General features: G+C 69.5%; 18 protein-coding genes and 2 pseudogenes. 12 read left to right on the forward strand and 8 right to left on the reverse strand.

All coding sequences use genetic code 11. The features are described 5' to 3' along the window. The first annotated feature begins 11 nt into the window (after positions 1–11). From A6A40_RS21085 to A6A40_RS21120, 8 genes are all read left to right on the forward strand, one after another. Positions 12–1043, forward strand: a complete 1032-nt coding sequence (locus A6A40_RS21085) for a LacI family DNA-binding transcriptional regulator (protein WP_236783925.1) — start codon at positions 12–14, stop codon at positions 1041–1043. A gap of 8 nt (positions 1044–1051) precedes the next feature. Next, on the forward strand, positions 1052–2095 hold the full coding sequence (locus tag A6A40_RS21090; RefSeq protein WP_108547817.1) for an ABC transporter substrate-binding protein: 1044 nt from the start codon (positions 1052–1054) through the stop codon (positions 2093–2095). Between the two features lie 8 nt (positions 2096–2103). Beyond that, positions 2104–2979 carry an ABC transporter permease gene (locus A6A40_RS21095; protein ID WP_014188126.1) on the forward strand — a complete coding sequence of 292 codons (876 nt, stop codon included), beginning with the start codon at positions 2104–2106 and terminating at the stop codon, positions 2977–2979. A gap of 5 nt (positions 2980–2984) precedes the next feature. Continuing rightward, positions 2985–3788, forward strand: a complete 804-nt coding sequence (locus tag A6A40_RS21100; RefSeq protein WP_108547818.1) for an ABC transporter permease — start codon at positions 2985–2987, stop codon at positions 3786–3788. 27 nt (positions 3789–3815) lie between these two features. Further along, the gene (locus A6A40_RS21105) at positions 3816–4865 is read left to right on the forward strand and encodes an ABC transporter ATP-binding protein (protein ID WP_108547819.1); all 1050 of its coding nucleotides are present in this window, start codon (positions 3816–3818) and stop codon (positions 4863–4865) included. 59 nt (positions 4866–4924) lie between these two features. Beyond that, the gene (locus A6A40_RS21110) at positions 4925–5743 is read left to right on the forward strand and encodes a phosphodiesterase (protein ID WP_108547820.1); all 819 of its coding nucleotides are present in this window, start codon (positions 4925–4927) and stop codon (positions 5741–5743) included. Between the two features lie 88 nt (positions 5744–5831). Then, on the forward strand, positions 5832–6818 hold the full coding sequence (locus tag A6A40_RS21115; RefSeq protein WP_108547821.1) for an ABC transporter substrate-binding protein: 987 nt from the start codon (positions 5832–5834) through the stop codon (positions 6816–6818). Positions 6819–6922: 104 nt separating this feature from the next. Next, the gene (locus A6A40_RS21120) at positions 6923–8623 is read left to right on the forward strand and encodes an ABC transporter permease (protein ID WP_236783926.1); all 1701 of its coding nucleotides are present in this window, start codon (positions 6923–6925) and stop codon (positions 8621–8623) included. A 5-nt stretch (positions 8624–8628) separates the two neighbouring features. Here the strand turns inward: A6A40_RS21120 and A6A40_RS21125 are convergent, their stop codons facing one another. After that, the gene (locus A6A40_RS21125; protein WP_108547822.1) at positions 8629–9645 is read right to left on the reverse strand and encodes an oxidoreductase; all 1017 of its coding nucleotides are present in this window, start codon (positions 9643–9645) and stop codon (positions 8629–8631) included. Between the two features lie 118 nt (positions 9646–9763). Further along, entirely contained in the window at positions 9764–10837 is a 1074-nt protein-coding gene (locus A6A40_RS21130; RefSeq protein WP_108547823.1) for an NAD(P)-dependent alcohol dehydrogenase, read from the reverse strand. 598 nt (positions 10838–11435) lie between these two features. Here A6A40_RS21130 and groES point away from each other — a divergent pair. Beyond that, positions 11436–11753, forward strand: coding sequence for a co-chaperone GroES (gene groES / locus A6A40_RS21135; protein ID WP_108547824.1), 318 nt, complete (start codon positions 11436–11438; stop codon positions 11751–11753). Between the two features lie 111 nt (positions 11754–11864). Here groES and A6A40_RS21140 read toward each other — a convergent pair. After that, a pseudogene (locus tag A6A40_RS21140) lies at positions 11865–12221 on the reverse strand (Gfo/Idh/MocA family protein); the annotation flags it as partial. A gap of 8 nt (positions 12222–12229) precedes the next feature. Here A6A40_RS21140 and A6A40_RS21145 point away from each other — a divergent pair. The 3 genes and pseudogenes from A6A40_RS21145 to A6A40_RS21155 form a co-directional block, all read left to right on the forward strand. Further along, a pseudogene (locus A6A40_RS21145) lies at positions 12230–12687 on the forward strand (TCP-1/cpn60 chaperonin family protein); the annotation flags it as partial. A gap of 386 nt (positions 12688–13073) precedes the next feature. Next, positions 13074–14225, forward strand: coding sequence for a PQQ-dependent sugar dehydrogenase (locus A6A40_RS21150; protein ID WP_108547825.1), 1152 nt, complete (start codon positions 13074–13076; stop codon positions 14223–14225). 32 nt (positions 14226–14257) lie between these two features. Then, positions 14258–14740 (forward strand): GNAT family N-acetyltransferase, encoded by a 483-nt coding sequence (locus A6A40_RS21155; RefSeq protein WP_108547826.1) that lies wholly within the window; start codon positions 14258–14260, stop codon positions 14738–14740. A gap of 48 nt (positions 14741–14788) precedes the next feature. Here A6A40_RS21155 and A6A40_RS21160 read toward each other — a convergent pair whose 3' ends face one another. Genes A6A40_RS21160 through A6A40_RS21180 form a run of 5 tightly spaced genes read right to left on the reverse strand, consistent with a single transcriptional unit; the run spans position 14789 to position 19540 of the window. Then, positions 14789–15850, reverse strand: coding sequence for an ABC transporter substrate-binding protein (locus A6A40_RS21160; RefSeq protein ID WP_108547827.1), 1062 nt, complete (start codon positions 15848–15850; stop codon positions 14789–14791). A 32-nt stretch (positions 15851–15882) separates the two neighbouring features. Next, positions 15883–17001 carry an NAD(P)/FAD-dependent oxidoreductase gene (locus A6A40_RS21165; protein WP_108547828.1) on the reverse strand — a complete coding sequence of 373 codons (1119 nt, stop codon included), beginning with the start codon at positions 16999–17001 and terminating at the stop codon, positions 15883–15885. After that, positions 17001–18416, reverse strand: a complete 1416-nt coding sequence (locus A6A40_RS21170; RefSeq protein ID WP_108548060.1) for an FAD/NAD(P)-dependent oxidoreductase — start codon at positions 18414–18416, stop codon at positions 17001–17003. Before A6A40_RS21170 ends, A6A40_RS21165 begins: the two co-directional genes overlap by 1 nt. Then, the gene (locus A6A40_RS21175; protein ID WP_108547829.1) at positions 18413–18703 is read right to left on the reverse strand and encodes a (2Fe-2S)-binding protein; all 291 of its coding nucleotides are present in this window, start codon (positions 18701–18703) and stop codon (positions 18413–18415) included. The genes A6A40_RS21170 and A6A40_RS21175 overlap by 4 nt, the downstream gene beginning before the upstream one ends. Before the next feature lie 42 nt (positions 18704–18745). Further along, the gene (locus tag A6A40_RS21180) at positions 18746–19540 is read right to left on the reverse strand and encodes an ABC transporter permease (RefSeq protein ID WP_108547830.1); all 795 of its coding nucleotides are present in this window, start codon (positions 19538–19540) and stop codon (positions 18746–18748) included. Positions 19541–19546 lie beyond the last annotated feature (6 nt).

Consider the following 19546-nt stretch of genomic DNA (forward strand, 5'->3'; position numbering starts at 1 on the left):
GGGTGGAGCGCGTGGCGACGATCCGCGATGTGGCGGCACGCGCCGGGGTGTCCATCGCCACCGTGTCGCGCGTCCTCAACGGCAGCGGCAATGCCACGCCGGAGACCATGGAAAAGGTCCGGGTCGCCGCCTCCGACCTGTCCTTCCGCCCCAGCACCATAGGGCGCAGCCTGAAGGCGGCGCGCACCCGCACCGTTGGGGTTCTGGTGCCGTCGCTGACCAACCCCGTCTTCGCCGAAAGCGTCGCCGGCATCCAGGAGGCCGCGGCGGAGGCAGGCTACAGCGTCCTGATCGCCTCCACCGATTACGATCCGGGCAAGGAATCCCGCGCCATCGAAGGGCTGCTGTCCAACCGGGTGGAAGGGCTGGTCCTGACCGTCGCCGACGCCGACCGCAGCGGCTCGCTCGACACGCTGGACGAGGTGCGGCTGCCCTACGTCCTGGCCTACAACCAGCCTGAACGCCCATCCCGCGCCCATGTGTCGGTCGACAATGTCGCAGCCTCCCGCGCGGTGGTGGAGCGGATGGCGGTGCTGGGCCACCGGCGCATCGGCATGATCGCCGGGCGCTTCCGCCAGTCCGACCGCTCGCGTCGGCGCCACGCAGGCTGGCAGGCGGCGCTGGCCGATGCCGGCCTGCCACCCGGCCCGGTGGTTGAGGTCGATTTCAACGATTTGCGGCTGGCCCACCGGCTGGCCCCCCATCTGGAAGGGCCGGAGCGGCCGACCGCCCTGTTCGCCTCCAACGACATGCTGGCCCTCGCCACCATCCGGGCATTGCGTGACCTCGGCCTGCGGGTGCCGGACGACGTGTCGGTCTGCGGCTTCGACGGGATCGAGGTCGGCCGGCTGATGTCGCCCAGCCTCGCCACCCTGGTCCAACCGGCCCGCGCCATGGGCGCAACCGCCTTCGAATGCCTGCGCACCGGCTTTTCCGGCGACCTGCAGGGCCGCGCCGTGATGCTGCCCTTTACCCTGCGTCCGGGCGAATCGCTCGGCCCGGCGCCTTCCGAACCGATCCAAACGCTTCCCGAACGGAGATAGCCCCGATCATGATGAAGCAATTCCTGCCCGGTCCGTTCCTACTGGCCGCCGCCCTTGGCGCTGTCTCGCTGGTTGCCGCCCTCTCCGCCACGGTCGCTCCCGCCACCGCGGCCGAACCGACCGCCATCTGCTACAACTGCCCGCCGGAATGGGCCGATTGGGCATCGCAGCTGAAGGCGATCAAGGCCGATCTCGGCATCACCGTGCCGTTCGACAACAAGAACTCCGGCCAGTCGCTCGCCGCCATGCTGGCGGAAAAGGACAAGCCGGTGGCCGACGTCGTCTATCTCGGCGGGCCGGTCGGCATCCAGGCCAAGGCGGCGGGCGTCGTCGCCCCCTACAAGCCGGCGGGCTGGGCCGGGATCCCCGACGGGATGAAGGACGCGGACGGCAACTGGTTCGCCATCCACAGCGGCACGCTGGGATTCTTCGTCAACACCGAGGCGCTGGGCGGCAAGCCGGTGCCGCAGAGCTGGGCCGACCTGCTGAAGCCCGACTATTCCGGCATGGTCGGCTATCTCGACCCGACCAGCGCCGCCGTCGGCTATGTCGGCGCGGTGGCGGTCAATCTGGCGCTGGGCGGCGATTACGGCAGCTTCGACAAGGCGGTCGGCTGGTTCAAGGAGTTGCAGAAGAACCAGCCCATCGTGCCGAAGCAGACCTCCTACGCCCGCGTGCTTTCAGGCGAGATTCCGATCCTGATCGACTATGACTTCAACGCCTACCGCGCCAAATACACCGACAAGGCCCCGGTCGCCTTCGTCATCCCGAAGGAAGGCACCGTGTCGGTCCCCTATGTGATGGCGCTGGTCAAGAACGGCCCGAACCCGGAGAACGGCAAGAAGGTTCTGGACTATGTCCTGTCGGACAAGGGCCAGACCCTGTGGGCCAATGCCTTCATGCGCCCGGTCCGGGCCGAGGCGATGTCGCCGGAAACCGCGGCCAAGTTCCTGCCGGCCGCCGACTACGCCCGCGCCAAGCCGGTGGACATGGTGCGCATGGCCGAAGCGCAGAAGGGCTTCATGGACCGCTATCAGGCGGAGGTGAAGTGAGCGCCTGCGTGCAGGACGCTCCCCTCCCCCACCGGCCGGCGACAGGTTCGCCGGCCGGTGGGCGGTGGACGGGCGAACCGCTGCGGCTGGCGGCCCTGCTGGCGCCGGCGGCGGCGGTGTTCGCGGCCTTCTTCCTGCTGCCGCTGGTTCGCCTGATCCTGATCGGCGCCGGCGGGGCGGAGGGATGGTCGGCCTATGTGACCACGCTGGTCGATCCCGGCCATCTCGACAGCCTGCTGTCCACGCTGGCGCTGTCGGCCGGGGTGACGCTGGTGACGCTGGCGGTGTCGACCGTCGCCGGACTGTTCCTGGTGCGCCATCACTTCCCCGGCCACGCCCTGCTGGTGGCGCTGCTGACCTTTCCGCTGGCCTTTCCCGGCGTGGTGATCGGCTTCATGGTCATCATGCTGGCCGGACGGCAGGGGCTGATCGGCACGATCACCCAGGCGCTGACCGGCGGCAAGCTGGTCTTCGCCTATTCCATGGCCGGGCTGTTCCTGGGCTACGTCTATTTCTCGATTCCGCGGGTCATCCTGACGGTGATGGCGGCGGCGGAGAAGCTGGACCCGCGGCTGGAGGAGGCGGCGCGGTCGCTGGGGGCATCCCCCTGGCGCGTGGTGGCCGACGTCATCCTGCCGGCGCTGAAGCCGGCGCTGATCTCCGCCGGTGCCCTGTGCTTCGCGACCTCGATGGGCGCGTTCGGCACCGCCTTCACGCTCGCCACCCGGATCAACGTGCTGCCGATGACGATCTATACTGAATTCACGCTCCAGGCGAACATCGCGGCAGCGGCGGCGCTCAGCGTCCTGCTCGGCCTCATCACCTGGGCGGCACTCGCGGTGGCGCGCAGCGTCGCCGGCACGTCGGTCGCGGCGGCGGGGTGACGGCAATGCATAGTCTCTCGAATCGCCGGGGCTTGGGGTTCTGGCTGCAACTGGGCTTCACCCTGCTGGTCTGCGCCCTGCTGACCGTGCCGATGGTGATGTCGATGCTGGCCGGGCTGACCGCCAACTATTTCGTGGGCTTGAAGAGCGGCCTGACCCTGCGCTGGGTCCAGGAAGTGTTGCAGGTCTATTCCGGCACCATCCTGCTGTCCTTGCAGATCGCCTTCGCCTGCCTCGCCTGCACGCTGGTGCTGGGGGTGCCGGCGGCCTATGTGCTGGCGCGCCGCCCCGGCCGGGTCGCCCGGCTGGTGGAGGAACTGCTGATGATGCCGGTGGCCATCCCCGGCCTCGCCACCGCGCTGGCGCTGATCGTCACCTATGGCGGCGTGGGCGATTTGCGCAGCAGCTGGCTGTTCATCCTGATCGGCCATGTGCTGTTCACCCTGCCCTTCATGGTCCGCGCCGTGCTGGCGGTGATGGGCTCCATCGACCTGACGACGCTGGAGGAGGGAGCGGCCAGCCTGGGCGCCGGCTTCCTGCGCCGCTTCGCCACGGTGGTGCTGCCCAACTGCCGCTCCGGCATCCTGGCCGGGTCGCTGATGGTGCTGACCCTGTCGGTGGGCGAATTCAACCTGACCTGGCTGCTGCACACGCCGCTGACCAAGACGCTGCCGGTCGGGCTGGCCGACAGCTATGCCTCGCTGCGGATCGAGATCGGCAGCGCCTACACCCTCGTCTTCTTCCTGATGATCGTGCCGAGCCTGATCCTGCTGCAGGGTCTGTCCAAGCGCGGCCGTCCGTCCGTTTGAGGCCACTTCCAGATGCCTGATAGCCTGATGTCCGACAGCTTCCATCTCGACGCCGTGCCGATCCGCCTGGAGCGCTGCGGCAAGACCTTCGCCGGCAGCGCCCGCGCGCTGGAGCCGCTGGACCTCACCATCCGCGGCGGCGAGACCATCGTCTTCCTGGGCCCCTCCGGCTGCGGCAAGACCACGACGCTGCGCATCATCGCCGGGCTGGAAAGCCCCGATCCCGGCGGTCGCGTGCTGTTCGGCGAGGAGGACGTCACCGCGCTTCCCATCGAGCGGCGCAATGTCGGCATGGTGTTCCAGAGCTACGCCCTGTTCCCCAACATGACGGTGGCGGAGAACGTCGCCTATGGCCTGAAGGTGCGCAAGCTGCCCCGGCCCGAGCGCGCCCGCCGGGTGGAGGAGATGCTCGACCTGATGCATCTCGGCGAGTTCGCCGGGCGGCGGATCGACCAGCTGTCCGGCGGACAGCGGCAGCGGGTGGCGCTGGCCCGCGCCCTGGTGGTGCGGCCGCGCGTGCTGCTGCTGGACGAACCGCTGACGGCGCTGGATGCCAAGCTGCGCGACAGCCTGCGGCTGGAGATCGACCGGCTGCTGCGCGGGCTCGGCATCACCGCCGTCTACGTCACCCACGACCAGGGCGAGGCGATGGCGCTGGGCGACCGCATCGTGGTGATGGCCAAGGGCCGCGTGGCGCAGATCGGCACCCCGCGCGAGATCTATTACCAGCCGGCCGACGGCTTCGTCGCCGACTTCATCGGCACGATGAACCGGCTGGGCGGCACGGTGCAGGGCGGGATGCTGTCGATTGGAGCGGCGTCGCTGCCTTGGTCGGGGCCGGACGGTGCGGTGGAGTTGCTGGTGCGGCCGGAGGATCTGGCGCTCGCATCGGAGGCCGACGGGCATCTGGGCGGGAGCGTCGCCGCCGCGGTGTTCCTGGGCGATCGCACCCGTCTGGTGGTGGAGCCCACGGACGGGCCGGCGCTGACGGTGGACACCCTCGGACGGAGCGAGCTGGGTCGCGGCGACCGGGTTTGGCTGCGCGTCGATCCGGCGAGGGTGCTGGCGGTTCCGTGAGTTCGGTCGTTGCAGCGCATGCCCCCAAATCAACCATTTAAGCCCCCAAAGGCCCACCCATGATCATCGTCCAGATCACCGACACCCACATCAAGCCCGAGGGCCGGCTCGCCTACCGGCGCGTGGACACCGCCCCTTTCCTGGAGCGCGCCGTCGCCGCAATCCTGGCACTCACCCCGCGCCCCGACGTGATCCTCGCCACCGGCGACCTCGTCGATGCCGGCCATGCGGAGGAGTATGAGCGGCTGCTCGGCCTGCTGCGCCCGCTCGACATCCCGCTCTTCGCCGTGCCGGGCAACCATGACGAACGCGCCGGCCTTGCCCGCGCCTTTCCCGATCTGGCGGCGCGCGTCGGCGACAGCCCCTTCTTCCACTACACGGTGGAGGACTGGCCGGTCCGCCTGATCGCCATGGACACCGTTCTGCCCGGCTCCGGCGCGGGAGAGGTCTGTGCGGAGCGCCTGTCCTGGCTGGATGCCCGCCTGTCCGAGCAACCCGACCGGCCGACCATCGTCTTCCAGCACCATCCGCCCTTCGACACCGGCATCGGCCATATGGACCGGCTCGGCCTGAGCGGCGCCGACGCCATGGCCGCGGTGGTACGCCGTCACCCCCAAGTGGAACGGGTGCTGTGCGGCCATCTGCACCGGCCGATCCAGGTGCGCTGGGCCGGCACCATCGCCTCGACCGCGCCCTCCACCGCGCATCAGGTCGCGCTCGATCTGCGCGACGATGCGCCGTCCGCCTTCGTGATGGAGCCGCCGGGCTACCAGATCCACATGTGGCGCGCCGACACCGGCGTGGTCAGCCACACCGCCGTGATCGGCGAGTATGACGGCCCCTATCCCTTCTTCAAGGACGGAAAGCTGATCGACTAGCTCGGCCATTCGAGCGGCCGTCACATGCCTGTCACGGGCTTCGCGTAAGACAGGGCTCCTCACCGCCGATCCCACGGAGACGACAGAGATGAAGGCGCTTCTCGCCACCCTCGCCACGGTCCTGACGCTTGCCCTCGGCCACACCGCGCAGGCGGACGGCGCCACCGGGAAGCTGGTGCTCTACACCTCGCAGCTGGAGCCGGACGCCCGCCAGACGGTGGAGGCCTTCAAGGCGAAGAACCCCGGCGTCGAGGTGGAGTGGGTCCGCAACGGCACCACCGAGCTGATGAACAAGCTGCGCGCCGAATTCGCCGCCGGTGCGCCGCAGCCCGACCTGCTGCTGATCGCCGACGCGGTGACGATGGAATCGCTGAAGGCGGACAAGCGGCTGCAGCCCTATACGGGCGCCCCCGTTTCCGGCTACCGCCCCGGCACGCACGATGCGCAGGGCTACTGGTTCGGCACCAAGCTGATCACCACCGGCATCGTCTACAACACCGCCGCCCCGATGAAGCCGACCTCCTGGCAGGACCTGCTGAAGCCGGAGGCCAAAGGCAGCACGGTGATGCCGAGCCCGCTCTATTCCGGCGCCGCCGCCATCCACATGGCGTCGATCAAGGCGCAGCCGTCGCTGGGCATGGCCTATTACGAGGCGCTGCAGCGCAACGCCGTCACCGCGGCCAAGGGCAACGGCGGCATCCTGAAGGACGTGGCCGGCGGGGCGAAGCTCTATGGCATGGTCGTCGACTACCTGCCGATCCGCGAACAGCTGAAGGGCGCGCCCGTCGCCTTCGTCTTCCCCAAGGAAGGCGTCAGCGCGGTCAGCGAGCCGGTGGCGATCCTCAGCACCGCGAAGAACCCGACGGCGGCCAAGGCCTTCATCGACTTCCTGCTGAGCCGCGACGGCCAGGATCTCGCCTCCCGCCAGGGCTTCCTGCCGGCGCTGCCGGGCGTGAACCCGCCGCCGGGCTTCCCCGATCCGGCGACCATCACCCTGCTGCCCTACGATCCGGCCAAGGCCCTGGCCGAGGACGAGGCGAACAAGCGCGCCTTCGCCGACCTGTTCGGCGGGTGAGCGGGTTGACGCAGAATATCCCTCTCCCGCCCCGGGAGAGGGAAGGGGNGCTACCTGTTCGCCGGCGACGTCAAGCAGGACGGGTAAGGGAAGTAAGCGACGCCATGCAGAAACCTCCCTCTCCCGGGGCGGGAGAGGGCATCCTGCGCGCCGGCCCCTCCCTCCCCGGCTGGCCACTGCTGGTCGGGCTCCTCGTGCTGCTGCCGGTTCTGCGCCTGCTGTGGGAGGCCGGCGATCCGGCGGTGCTCGCGCGCGTGCTCGACTCCCCGGCCACTTGGCGCGCCACCGGCAACAGCATCGCCATCGCCGCGGGAGCCACTCTGGCGGCGGCGTTGATCGGCGGCCCCTTCGCCCTGCTGATCGGGCTGACCGACCTGCGCGCCCGCACGGCGATGACCTTCGCCCTGATCCTGCCGCTGATGATCCCGCCGCAGATCGTGGCGATGGCCTGGACCCATCTCGCCGGCTCCGGCAGCCCGCTGCTGAAACCGCTGGGCCTCGCCCCGCCGGTCGGCACGCCGAACCCGGTGCAGTCGGCGATGGGCATGGTGCTGGTGATGGGAATCGAACATGCCCCGCTGGTCTTCCTCGCCCTGCGCGCGGCGCTCCGTGCCATCCCCGGCGACGTGCTGGAGGCGGCGCGGGCCTCCGGCGCCGGTCCCTGGCGCGCGGTGCGCAGCGTGGTGCTGCCGCTCTGCCTGCCGGGGCTGATCGCCGGGCTCGCCATGGCCTTCGTCGCGGCGCTGGGGAATTTCGGGGTTCCGGCGTTGCTGGGCGTGCCGGCCGGCATCCCGATGCTGCCGACCCTGATCTACCGGCGGCTCGCCGGCTTCGGTCCTTCAGCCCTGCCCGAGGTGGCGGTGCTGGCCGCGCTGATCGGCCTCATCGCCTGCCTTGGCATCGCCGCCCAGACCATCCTGCAATCGCGCATCGCCACCCGCCTGCCCGGCGGCGCCCGTCCGCTGGCGCCGCTGCCGCTCGGTGCAGCCCGCGCACCGGTCGAGACGATGGCCTGGAGCGTTCTTCTGCTGCTGGTCGCGGCGCCGCTGGCGGCGTTGCTGGCGACCAGCCTCGTCCGGGTCTATGGCCTGCCCATCGGTTTCGACACGCTGACGCTGGCCCATTACCGCGAGGTGCTGGCGCTCGATCAGGTCGGGCGCGCCTTCGCCAATTCGGTGCTGCTGTCGGGATCGGCCGCCCTGCTGCTCGCCCTGATGGCGATTCCGCTGGCCCACACCATGGCACGGAGCGGCGGTGCCGGGCGGATTGCCCGCGCGGTCGGGGTGCTGGTGGAACTGCCGCATGCCGTGCCGGGGGTGGTGCTGGGCATCGGCTGCATCCTGCTGTTCCTGAAGCCGTTGCCGGGGCTGGGCTTCAGCCTGTACGGCACGCTGTGGATCATCCTGGCGGCCTATCTGGTCCGCTTCCTGCCGCTGGCCCTGCGTCCGGTCCAGGCCGCCTGCGCCGCGCTCGACCCGACGGTGGAGGAGGCCGCCCGCGCGCTCGGGGCCGGGCCGCTGCGCCGCCTGCTGACGGTGGTGGCGCCGCTGGTCGCGCCGGCGGCAGCGGCCGGCGGGCTGCTGGTCTTCCTGACCGCCTTCAACGAGCTGACCGTTTCCATTCTGCTGTGGTCGCAGGGGCGGGAAACGCTGGGCGTCGTCGTCTATGCGCTGGAGGAAGGCGGTAGCCCGACCTTGGGCGCCGCCCTGGGCGTCATCGCCATTCTGGTGGTGCTGGCGGCCATGCTCGCCGCCGGGGCGCTGGGCCGCCGCCTGCCGCCCGGCGTGGTGCCCTGGCGGGAATAAACGTCTCAGTCCGGCAGCCCCGCGGCCTTGCGCACCGCCTCCAGAACCGTCAGCACATCGCGCGCCTGCCCCGCCGTCACCGGCGGCGGCGCGCCGTCGAGGATCGCCGCCGCCACGCCGCGGTAGAAGGCGGGATAGTCGCCGCGCAGGGTCTCCACCCGGCGCTCCAAACCGTCGGCCTGGACCAGCAGGGCGTGATTCTCCGGATCGTCCAGGCCCCAGTCCGCCTCGGTCGGCATGCCGCCGGCACGCAGCGCCGCCTCCTGCCCGTCCATGCCATGCTTCAGGAAACTGCCGCGGTCGCCATGCAGCTGGAAGCGCGGACCCGGCCGGCAGACCACCGTCCCGCAATGGAGGATCGCCCGCATCGGGCCATAGCCCAGCACGATGTGGAACCAGTCGTCGACCTGTGCGTCGGGCCGCTGGGTTCCGACATCGGCGAGGATGCGGTCGGGCATGCCGAACAGGGTCAGCGCCTGATCGATCAGATGCGCGCCCAGATCGAACAGCACGCCCGATCCGGCCAGCGTCTGCTCCCGCCAGCCCTGCTTGATCTGCGGCCGGAAGCGGTCGAAGTGCGCCTCATAGTGATAGGGACGGCCGACCTCGCCCTTCTCCAGGCAGGCGCGCAGCGTCAGGAAGTCGTTGTCCCAGCGGCGGTTCTGGAAGACGGTCAGCAGCCGCCCCTGCCGCTCGGCCAGCGCGATCAGTTCGTCGGCCTCCGCCGCGGTGGTCGCCATCGGCTTGTCGATCACCACATGCTTGCCGGCCAGCAGCGCCTCGCGCGCCAGGGGGGCGTGGCTGGTGTTGGGGGTGGCGATCACCACGAGGTCGATGCCGGGGTCGGCGATCACCGCCTCGACCGTCGTCGCCTCCGCCCCCGGTGCGCTGCGGCGGATGTCGTCGGTGCGCGAACTGGCGACCGCCTTCAATTGCAGGCGCGGCTCGCTCAGGATCAGCGGCGCGTGGAACACCGACCCGGCAAGGCCGAATCCCAGCAGGCCGACCGACAGGCTCCTCATCGTCTCTTCCCTTCCTCGAGGCTGGCAACCGACACAGCAGATGGGCGTCCGGCGGGGAGCGGCCAAGGGGCTATCGGCCAGGGCCGGGCGACGGCGCCCGGCCCCCTGCCGTCCCGGCCTACGGCGTGATCGCCACCTTCAGCACGCCGTCGCGCTGGTGGCCGAACAGATCGTATGCCTCCTCGATCCGGTCCAGCGTGAAGCGGTGGGTGACCAGCGGCTTCAGGTCCACCCGGCGGGAGGCGACGACCGCCATCAGCCGGCGCATCCGCTCCTTGCCGCCGGGGCAGAGCGAGGTGACGATGGTGTGGTCGCCCAGCCCCGCCGCGAAGGGTCCCAGCGGAATGCGCAGGTCGCCCGAATAGACGCCGAGGCTGGACAGCGTGCCGCCCGGCCGCAGGACACGCAGCGCCGCCTCGAAGGTCGCCTGGGTTCCCAGCGCCTCGATGGCGACATCGACGCCGCGGCCGTCGGTCAGCCGCATGATCTCCTCCACCGGATCGACGCTGCGGAAATCGACCACATGATCGGCGCCCATGCGCCGCGCCATCTCCATCCGCGCCGGCACGGCGTCGACGCCGATGATGGTGGTGGCGCCCTTCAGCTTGGCCCCGGCGGTGGCGCACAGCCCGATGGGCCCTTGGGCGAACACCGCCACCGTGTCGCCGATGCGGATGTTGCCTCGCTCCGCTCCGGCGAAACCGGTGGACATGATGTCGGGGCACATCAGCACCTCCTCGTCCGTCAGATCGTCGGGGACGGGAGCGAGGTTGACCATCGCGTCGGGCACCAGGAGATATTCGGCCTGGGAGCCATCGATGCTGTTGCCGAAGCGCCAGCCGCCCAGTGGCTTCCAGCCATGCCTGGTGCCGGCGCCGTCCTGGGAATGGCAGCCGCACAGGCAGGCGTTGCCGTGGCCGCTGGGGGTGATGGCACCGGCGATGACCCGCTGGCCCTCTCGATAGCCGCTGACGGCCGAGCCCAGCTTCTCGATGATGCCGACCGGTTCATGCCCGATGGTCAGGCCGCGTGCGACCGGGTATTCGCCCTTGAGGATGTGGATGTCGGTTCCGCAGATCGTCGTCGTGGTGATGCGGATCAGCGCGTCGAGCGGTCCAACGTCGGGGACCGGCTTGTCGTCCAGCACGATGCGGCCCGGTTCGACGAACACCGCCGCTTTCATCATGACCATGGCGTCCTCCCTTTCTGGTGGCCGCCGGTTCCGGAGCTGTTTGGCGTGACCTTCGCAAACGGCCCGCGGCCGGCGCTGTGCTTCACGCCCGCCAGTGTAGCGCAGCCGGGAGGAGGACGCTTTGATGCAGATTAAACATGGAGCGGAAGAGTGGGTTTCGATGCGCCGCCGTCCATCTTGACGCCCGCTGAAGCTCGATTAGATTTTGCCCGCGACGGGGTGCCTCACGCTATGGGACCCCGGTGTATTCGAAGACCGTGTCCTGCATGTTGCTCTGCGGAGGATGTGTGCGATGCCAGCGACCAGACCCTTGCATTCCCCAATCGGCCGGACCGGAGAGTGCGAGCGCCCGAGATAACGGCTGAACTCCGGCGCGCCAGACAACAACAAATCCCAAGAACATATCTTTTCCTGTGTCTGCGACAGCGGCCACGGGCACTATCCGCTGCCCATTTTCCTATATAAGTTCGATTTTTATTCTTCAAAAATCTTCTTGACTGCAAGACAGCCCTGAGTAAATTCCCGAACCGAAAGCACGGCCCATTCGGGCGCGCTTGAGAAAGACCGACATTCGCTTAAGATAAAGGAGTGTCACACCATGAAGTTCAAACCGCTTCACGACCGCGTTCTGGTCCGCCGCGTCGAATCCGACACCAAGACGAAGGGCGGCATCATCATCCCCGACACCGCCAAGGAAAAGCCGCAGGAGGGCGAGGTGATCGCCATCGGTCCGGGCGCGCGGGACGAGGCCGGCAAGCTGATCGCCCTCGACGTGAAGCCTGGCGACCGCGTGCTGTTCGGCAAATGGTCCGGCACCGAAGTGAAGATCGACGGCGAGGATCTCCTGATCATGAAGGAGAGCGACATCCTCGGCGTGATCGAGGCTGCCGCCGAACCCGCCAAGAAGGCTGCTTGATAGGGGAGGAACAGGACCATGGCTGCGAAGGACGTGAAGTTCGGCTCCACCGCCCGCGACAAGATGCTGCGCGGCGTGGACATCCTGGCCGACGCCGTGAAGGTCACGCAGCACGATGTGGAACCAGTCGTCGACCTGTGCGTCGGGCCGCTGGGTTCCGACATCGGCGAGGATGCGGTCGGGCATGCCGAACAGGGTCAGCGCCTGATCGATCAGATGCGCGCCCAGATCGAACAGCACGCCCGATCCGGCCAGCGTCTGCTCCCGCCAGCCCTGCTTGATCTGCGGCCGGAAGCGGTCGAAGTGCGCCTCATAGTGATAGGGACGGCCGACCTCGCCCTTCTCCAGGCAGGCGCGCAGCGTCAGGAAGTCGTTGTCCCAGCGGCGGTTCTGGAAGACGGTCAGCAGCCGCCCCTGCCGCTCGGCCAGCGCGATCAGTTCGTCGGCCTCCGCCGCGGTGGTCGCCATCGGCTTGNAGGAGCGCAAGGACCGCGTCGACGATGCCATGCACGCCACCCGCGCGGCGGTGGAGGAAGGCATCCTGCCCGGCGGCGGCGTGGCGCTGGCCCGTGCGGTCGCGGTGCTGGAGAACGTCAAGCCGGCCAATGACGACCAGCGCGTCGGCGTGGAGATCGTGCGCCGGGCGCTGACCGCCCCGGTCCGCCAGATCGCCGCGAATGCCGGCGTCGACGGCTCGATCATCGTCGGCAAGCTGAACGACAGCAAGGACTACAGCGTCGGCTACGACGCGGCCAAGGGCGAATGGTGCGATCTGGTCAAGGCCGGCATCATCGACCCGGCCAAGGTGGTGCGCACGGCCTTGCAGGACGCGGCCTCCGTCGCAGGCCTGCTGATCACCACCGAGGCGATGGTCGCCCAACTGCCGGAGAAGAAGCCCGCTGTGCCGGCCCCCGGCGCCGACATGGACTTCTGATCCGGGCTTTGCCCAGGCCTCCCAGCCGAACGGCTTCGGACTGGATATTCCCTGGACGGGGTCGCGCCACAGCGGCGCGGCCCCATTTTTTCAGCGACCGGCCGGCGTCCCTGGTTCCGGCAGAGGTCTAGCGCGGCGGGCTGGACGAGATATCGGGCGCAGGAAGTTCTCCGGACCGCGCATTCGAGTCACAACGACAACCTCCATCAACAGGATGGAACCCATAAGCAGAAGGTCGGTGTCCGCAGACGCGAGGGCACGAAAGACTGGTGACATTGTTTGGGCGCGATCAGCGGAGCATGGCTGGGATTCTTTTGGCGAACCAACCTTGGCCGTTGCACCCCCATCCCCATCTGGAAGGTCACACCGCTCACCGGAGGATCGTGATGCGCAGCACCCTGACCCTGTCGGCCACCCTTCTCGGCGCCCTGGCCGCTCCCGTTGCGGCCTCCCCGGCGCTGGCCCAATCGGGCACCGGGCCGGTGGTCAAGACCGTCCAGACCAGCGCCGGCCCGGTGGCGGTCAGCCGGTTCGCCGACGGGCTGGAACGGCCCTGGGGCATCGACTTCCTGCCGGACGGCCGGGCACTGGTGACGGAAAAGCCTGGGCGGCTGCGCATCGTGGCACGCGACGGCTCCCTCTCCGCCCCGCTCGACGGCACGCCGAAGGTGCGGGTCCAGGGTCAGGGCGGGATGATGGACGTGGCGGTCGATCCGCAATTCGCGCAGAACCGGACGATCTATCTCGCCTATGCCGAGGCCGGCGACGACGGCCTGTCCGGGACGGCGCTGGGGCGCGGCACCCTGACCGACCGCGGCATCGAGAATTTCCAGGTGATCTTCCGCCAGTCGCCCAAGGTGGATGGCGGCCACCATTACGGCACCCGCATCGTCTTCTCGGGCGACGGCCACATCTTCCTGACGCTGGGCGAACGTAACAAAATGAGTCCGGCGCAGGACCGCAACGCCACGCTGGGCAAGGTGGTGCGGCTGAACCGCGACGGCTCGCCGCCCAGGGACAACCCCTTCGCCGGGGAAGGCAAGGTGGCGGCCGCGGTCTGGTCCTACGGCCACCGCAACATCGCAGCGGCGGCCATCGACCCGCGCACAGGCTCGCTGTGGATCGCGGAAATGGGACCGGCGGGCGGCGACGAGCTGAACCGGCCGGAGGCCGGCAAGAACTATGGCTGGCCGCTGGTCAGCTGGGGCAATCATTACGACGGCCGCGACATCCCCGACCCGCCGACCCGCAAGGAGTTCACCGATGCGGTGATGCACTGGACGCCGGTGATCTCGCCGTCCGGGATGGCCTTCTACCAGGGCGGCCTGTTCCCGAACTGGCAGGGCAGCGCCCTGATCGGCGGACTCAGCGCCAGGGCGCTGGTCCGGGTCGCCATCGACGGCGCCAGCGCGAAGGAGGCGGAGCGCATTCCGCTCGACGCGCGCATCCGCGATGTGGCACAGGGGCCGGACGGCGCCCTCTATGTGATCACCGACGCTTCGGACGGTGCGGTCCTGCGGCTGGCGCCAGCGAAATAGCCCTCCGACCGGGGCGCAAAGGACAGGAGCCGATGAGGATCCGCGATTACCGACCATCAGACGCCCCGGCGCTGGCACAGATCTACGCCCGTTCCGTCCGCGGCATCGGTCCGCGCTTCTACACGCCTGAACAGGTTGAGGCCTGGGCGGCACGGGCGCCGACGGTGGAGCGGGTGCGGGAGGCCTATGGCGACGGGCGCGTCGCCCTGGTCGCGGTGGACGAGGACGACCGGCCGGTCGCCTTCAGCGACGTGGAGCCGGACGGCCACATCAACTTCCTCTACTGCGCGCCGGAGGCGGCCGGCCGCGGCACCATGTCGGCGCTGGTCGACCTGCTGGAGGAACGCGCCGCGGCACTGGGCTATCGCCGCCTGCATGTGGAAGCGAGCGAGGCGGCCCGCCCCTTCCTGCTGCGCCGCGGCTTCACCCTGCTGGCGCGGCGCGATCTCCGGATCGACGGCGTGCCGATCCACAACTACGCGATGGAGAAGCGGCTGGGGAAGGGCTGGAGCTAGGCGGCTCTTGCTCTCTCCCTGCCCCTCCTCCCGATAATCGCCCCTATTTTACCGTTCGATTTCCTTGTTCCAGCGCTGGTTCCAGTCCGGGCGCTTCTCGTTGATGACGTCCCAGTCCACCGTCACGGCGGTCTTCATGTAGCCCTGGAACTTGGCCATCTCGTCGGCGACGTCGGCCGGTGCCTTGACCGTGGTGTTGGACGGGATCTGCGCGCCGTACTGCAGGGCGGCAAGCTGCGCCTCCGGGCTCAGCAGATAGGCGGCGAGCTTCTGGGCGGCCTCGTTGTCCGGGTTCTTGGCGACGACGCATTCGCCGACCATCAGGATGACCGAGCCTTCCTTGGGCTGGACATACTCCACCGGAATGCCCTTGGCCTTCAGCGTGCCGACGCCGGTCGGGGTCAGCGGGAAGATGGCCGCCTCGCCGGTCTGCACCATCTCCGCGATCTTGGCGGAGCTGGGGATGTATTCCAGCACGTTCGGGCCGATGGTCTTGCGCCAGGTGGTGAAGCCCGGATCGACGTTGGTCTCGCTGCCGCCCTTGATGCGGTTGTACATCAGGAAGGCATGCAGGCCGAAGGAGCTGCTGGCGGCCGACTGGACGACGATCTTGCCCTTGTACTTGGCGTCGGCCAGATCCATCCAGCTGGTCGGCGGCGCCCAGCCCTTCTCCTCGAACATCGCCTTGTTATAGGCGAGGCCAGTCATGCCCATGTTGACGCCGACCGCCATGTCGCCCTTCATGCGCGAGGACGGATAGACCTGATCCAGCGCCGGCGACGGTTCCATCTTCTGGCACAGGCCCATGCCGATGGCGCGGTACATCAGCCCGTCGTCGAGGAAGACGACGTGCATCTGCGGATTGTCCTTCTGCGCCTGCAGCTTGGCCAGGATGTCCGACGAGGTGCCGGGGACGACCACCACCTTGATGCCGGTCGCCTTCTCGAAGGCGGGGAAGACATGCTCGGTGTAGGTCTTCTCCATCGTGCCGCCGTTCATGCCGATATAGACCGTCTTGGTCTGGGCGGCGGCGGGGGTGGAGAGGGCTGCGGCCGCCGTGATGGCAACCGTGGCGAGACCGGTGAGCGACAGGGTACGCAAGCTGGGCATGCACGTCCTCCAATGGGCCAAGGGGTGAGGTCTTAGGCGGTCGGTTGAAAGCGGTCGATGCGGAAGGGCTCCAGCGGCATGGCCGTTTCGCCGGTGGCGACCAGCTCGGCCAGCGTCTGGCCGACGCCGGGGCCGATCTGGAACCCGGCGCCGGAAAAGCCGAAGGCGTGGAACAGTCCGGGTGTGGTGCGGCTGGGACCGACGATCGGGTTGCGGTCGGGCGTGTAACCCTCCACCCCGGTCCAGCAGCGGATGACATGGGCGTGGCGCAGCTGCGGGAACAGCTCCGCCGCGTCGCGCATCAGGGTCAGCACGGCGTCGCGCTGCGGCCGGGCGCGGTCTGCGTCCAGGGCGAAGCCGCGCCCGCCGCCGACCACCATGTTGCCGCGCGGCACCTGCCGGCCATAGACGCCGCCGCCCTCGACACCGATGTTGACGTCGAGGAAGCGGGGCAGTGGCTCGGTCACCGCCATGTTGGGATGGAGCGACTCAAGCGGCACCGGCTCGCCGAAGGCTTCCGCCACCCGCCAGGACCAGGCGCCGGCGGTGTTCAGCAGGAAGCGGGCGCGGACTTCGAGATCGTCGCCGCTCAGCAGGACGAAGCGGTCGCCCTCCTTCTCCACCCGGTCGACCGGAGTCTGTTCGCGCACCACCGCACCCAGCCCGGCCGCTGCGCGGGCGAAGGCGGGGGAGACGAGGCGCGGGTTGGCATGGCCGTCCTCCGGGCAGAGCGAGCCGCCGATGGCCCGGTCGCCCAGCGCCGGCCAGCGCCGGCGGAACTCCTCGCCGGTGACGATCTCCAGCCCGAGGCCGAAGCCCTGGCTGCGCTCGCGGTAATCGATCAGGGAGGCGAGGTCGGGCTCGCTGCGCGCCAACTTGAGATGGCCGGAGCGGATGTATTCGGCATCGGTGCCCAGCAGCTCCGGCAGGCGGCCCCAGATGGCATGGGCGCGTTGGGACAGCGGCAGCTGCTCCAGCGGGCGGCCCTGCCGGCGCACGCCGCCGAAATTGACTCCACTCGCCTTGGCGCCGCACCAGTCGCGTTCCAGCAGCGTCACCGACAGGCCGGCCTGCCGCAGGAACAGCGCCGCCGACCCGCCGACGATCCCGCCGCCGACGATGGCGACGTCGCACTCGATCCGTTCCCGCATCACGCCACCTCCCGCCCGTCGTCAGTGCCCTCTCCCCCCTGGGGAGAGGGAATAATCGTCGCGATAGGGAGAGGCTTGATCGGCGGCTGCGCGCGCAGGCGCCCTACCCCGTCGGGGCCGGTGCCGAGCGTGCGGGACAGCAGTTCCGCCGTGGTGGCGCTGCACATGCGCCCCTGGCAGCGGCCCATGCCGGCGCGGGTCAGCGCCTTGGCGCGGTTCATCTCACGGGCCTGTCCGCTGCGGGCGACCTCGCGCAGGGCACCGGCCGTCACGCCCTCGCAGCGGCAGATCATCGTGTCGTCGGCAAGGGAATCAGCCCAATCCTCCGGGAACGGGAAAGCGGCGTTCAGAACCCGCCGGAAGGCGGCGATGCGGGTGAGACGGCCGTCCAGCTCCCGTACGCGCGCGCCGTCCACCAGCAGCCTGCGATCCTCCAGCAGGGCCAGCGCCGCGCGCTCCCCAGCCAGTTCCGCCGCATCGGCTCCGGCGATGCCGCTGCCGTCGCCGGCCAGATAGACGCCGGGAACCGAGCTGCGCCCGGCCCCGTCCCGCTCAGGCAGCCATGCCCGGTCGGCCTCGTCGAAGCGGAAACGGCAGCCGGCGAGATCGGCCAGCTGCGTCTCGGACCGCAGGCCGAGACCGAAGGCAACGGCGTCGCAGGGCGTCCGCCGCTCGCGCCCGCGGGCATCGCGCAAGACCAGCGCATCGACCCGTTCCGCGCCCTCGGCACGCACCGGTCGGACGCCGTTGTGGATCGGCACGCCATGGGTGCGCAGCCAGCCGACGAACAGCAGCCCCTTCGCCAGCGTCACCGGGTCGCGCAGCATGCCGGGGGTGGCGCGCGCCTGCGCAGCGAAGGAGGTGGTGTCGAACACCCCCGCCACCTCGACCCCAGCCTTCAGATACTGGTAGGCGACCAGATAGAGCAGCGGTCCGGTGCCGAGGAAGGCCACCCGCCGGCCGACGGCACAGCCCTGGAACTTCAGCGCCACCTGCGACCCGCCCAGCGTGAAGACGCCGGGCAGCGTCCAGCCAGGGAAGGGCAGCACGCGGTCGGTGGCGCCGGTCGCCAGGATCAGATGGCTGAAGGGCAGAGTCTCGCTGCCGCCGTCGCACAGCAGGTCGAGCGCGCCGGCCTCGCAGTTCCACACCAGCGTGCGCGGGCGGTAGTCCACGCGGTCGCGGATCGCCGCCATGGCGCGGTGGACCGCATCGGCCTTGCCCGCCTCGAACCCGTACAGCGCCGTCTTCGGCCGGGTGAAGCCTCCTTCCGGCGGCTGGCGGTAGATCTGGCCGCCCCAGCGCGCGGCTTCGTCCACCACCACCGGGCGCAGCCCGGCGGCGACCAGCCGCTCCGCCGCGCGGATGCCGGCCGGACCGGCGCCGACGATGACAGGAGGGAGAACCCCGCTCACGACGTCCACTCCCCATTGCTGAGCAGCCGCATGCCGTCGGCGATGAAGGTGCCGCAGGCGCGCAGCCGCTCGCCCTCTTCCGTCCGCACCCAGCAATCCTGGCAGGCGCCCATCATGCAGAAGCCGGCGCGCGGGCTGTCGGCGAACTCCGTGCGGCGCAGCCGCTCCCCGTTGGTGAGCATGGCGGTCATGACGGTGTCGCCCTCCAGCGCCTCCACCGGGCGCCCGTCGAGGGTGAAGCGGACCACGCGCCGGCCCTGTTCGGCCACACGCTGCAGCAAAGCCATGATGAACGGTCTCCGAAGAGAGGGGACGGCCGGAGCGGATGCTCAGTGCTGGCCGACCAGGATGCGGTCCAACCCATAGACACGGTCGAGCAGAAGCACGGCGACCGCGGTGATGCCGATGATCAGAGCCGACACCGCCGCCATCATCGGGTCGATGGATTCGGTGGCGTACATGTACATCCGCACCGGCAGCGTCACGGTGGACGGTGAGGTGATGAAGATGGACATGGTCAGCTCGTCGAAGCTGTTGATGAAGGCGATCAGCCAGCCGCCGGTCACGCCGGGCAGGATCATCGGCAGGGTGACGCGGCGGAACACCGTCGCCTCGCTGGCGCCCAGCGAGAAGGCCGCCTGCTCCACGCTGCGGTCGAAGCCGGAGATGGCGGCGATCAGCAGGCGCATCACATAGGGCGTGACGATCACGATGTGGGCGGCCACCAGCCAGCCGAAGCTGCCCGTCGCGCCGATGACGGCGAACAGCCGCAGCATGGCGACGCCCAGCACCAGATGCGGGATGATCAGCGGCGACAGGAACAGCGCGTTGAGGAAGCCGCGGCCGGGAAACTCCCAGCGCGTGATGGCGAGAGAGGCCGGAACCGCCAGCGCCACCGCCAGTGTCGCCGCCAGGAAGGCCAGCCACAGGCTGTTCCAGAAGGACTGGACGAAGTCGGGGTGATGGAACACCGCCTCGAACCAGCGCAGCGAAAAGCCCTTGGTCGGCAGAGACAGCGTGTTCTCCGGCGTGAAGGCGACGAGGCAGACGATCGCCAGCGGCGCCAGCATGAAGATGACGACCAGCGCATGGAAAAAGAGGGCGACGGGTCCGTTGCGGGTCATGGCATT

The sequence above is a fragment of the Azospirillum humicireducens genome (genome assembly GCF_001639105.2).
GTDB classification, from domain to species: domain Bacteria; phylum Pseudomonadota; class Alphaproteobacteria; order Azospirillales; family Azospirillaceae; genus Azospirillum; species Azospirillum humicireducens.